This window comes from Mycobacterium sp., from assembly GCF_049673265.1.
Taxonomy (GTDB): domain Bacteria; phylum Actinomycetota; class Actinomycetes; order Mycobacteriales; family Mycobacteriaceae; genus Mycobacterium.
In genome coordinates this window covers 1-1,969 of record NZ_JBATXN010000448.1, presented here as the reverse complement: position 1 = coordinate 1,969, position 1,969 = coordinate 1, and the positions used below count along the sequence as shown (strand labels likewise).

General features: G+C 65.9%; 1 protein-coding gene and 1 pseudogene. One reads left to right on the top strand and one right to left on the bottom strand.

Annotated features, from left to right (window positions below):
• Nucleotides 1-1,241 (bottom strand): annotated as a pseudogene (locus tag WBF82_RS15690) (excinuclease ABC subunit UvrA); the annotation flags it as partial.
• 135 nt (nt 1,242-1,376) lie between these two features.
• Here WBF82_RS15690 and WBF82_RS15685 point away from each other — a divergent pair.
• Nucleotides 1,377-1,969 (top strand): MBL fold metallo-hydrolase (locus WBF82_RS15685; RefSeq protein WP_424383909.1); only part of this gene is annotated, 593 nt, incomplete at its 3' end.

Below are 1,969 nucleotides of genomic sequence, written 5' to 3'. Positions count from 1 at the left end.
ACCGGGCACGGCACGTCGCGCATGAAGCCCTCGTACCGCTCCTTCATCAGCTCGGATTCGGTCTGGTCCATCTTGCGCTGCAGGAACGCCAGCACGCCTTCGAAGTCGGCGTAGTAGGAGCGGGTACGGCCGTAACGGTTGCGGTAGCGGACGTGCACCTGCTCGTCGCAGCCCTCCAGGATCGCCTTGCGCGCCTTGGCCGGTAGCTTGCGCCAGGGTGTGTTGACGTCGAAACCCATCGACTCGCCGAGGCTGGCCATCATCCGGGTGAAGTACTCCGCGGTGTGGCCCATCGACCACGGCGCGACCGCGCCGTCGGCCAGCGTGCGATCCGGATCGGGCACCACCAGGTCGGGGTCGACCTCCTTGCGGATCCCCAGACCCAGGCACTCCGGGCAGGCGCCATACGGCGAGTTGAACGAGAAAGATCGCGGCTCCAGGTCGTCGACGGCCAGCGAGTGGCCGTTGGGGCAGGCGAGCTTCTCGGAGAACCGCTGCTCGCGGTTGTGCGCATCGTGCTCGTGGTCGACAAACTCGAGCACCACGATCCCGTCCGCCAAATTCAGCGCGGTTTCCACCGAATCGGTCAGCCGCTGCTTCGCGGTGAGCTTGACCGTCAGGCGATCCACCACCACCTCGATATCGTGCTTCTCCTGCTTCTTCAGCTTGGGCGGATCGGTCAGCGAATGCACCACGCCGTCGACCCGCACGCGGCTGTAGCCCTGCGCGTTGAGCTTCTCGAAGAGGTCGGCGAACTCGCCCTTGCGCGTCCGCACCACCGGGGCGAGCACCTGGAATCGGGTACCTTCGGGCATCGCAAGCACCTGGTCGACGATTTGTTGCGGTGTCTGCCGGGCGATCCGCTCACCACAGACCGGGCAATGCGGGGTGCCGGCGCGCGCATACAACAGCCGCAGGTAGTCGTACACCTCGGTGATCGTCCCGACCGTCGACCGCGGGTTGCGGTTAGTCGACTTCTGGTCGATGGACACCGCAGGCGACAGCCCTTCGATGAAGTCGACGTCGGGCTTGTCCATCTGCCCCAAGAACTGCCGGGCGTAGGCCGACAGCGACTCCACGTAGCGGCGTTGTCCCTCGGCAAAAATCGTGTCGAACGCCAGCGACGACTTGCCTGAACCGGACAGCCCGGTAAAAACAATCAGCGCGTCGCGCGGCAAATCAAGATCGACACTGCGTAGGTTGTGCTCACGCGCACCCTTGACGATCAGGCGGTCAGCCACCGGGTCCCTTCCGGGTCGTTCAGCGGTCATTTCAGCGGTCATTGTGGACGGCAATGTGGACGGCTCATCACACACGTCATTCCCATGCTATGTGCCCGTACCGACAAGCAGGAGCGGACCAGTACCGTGACGGTTATGACGACCGTCGACGACAACTACACCGGGCACGTCGAGCCTGGTACCGCCGCCCGCCGGACCCTGCCCGGCGCCACCATCGTGAAGGCGTCGGTGGGCCCCCTGGACAACAACGCCTACCTGGTGACGTGTTCCGCGACCGGGGAGACGCTGCTGATCGACGCGGCCAATGACGCCGACGTGCTCGTCGACCTGGTGCGTAGCCACGCTCCGAAGGTGTCGCTGATCGTCACCAGCCACCAGCATTTCGACCACTGGCAGGCGCTGGAGGCCCTGGCGCAGGCCACCGGCGCGCCGACCGCGGCCCACGAGATCGACGCCGGCCCGCTGCCGGTGAAGCCGGACCGCCTGCTCGCTGGCGGCGACACCGTGCAGATCGGTGAGCTGACGTTCGAGGTCATCCATTTGCGCGGCCACACGCCCGGATCAGTTGCACTGGCCCTTGACGGTCCCGCCACCGGTGATGTCACCCAGCTGTTCACCGGCGACTGCCTGTTCCCGGGCGGCGTCGGCAAAACCTGGCAGCCCGGCGACTTCACGCAGCTGCTCGAGGACGTCACCACCCGAGTGTTCGACGTCTATGGCGACTCCAC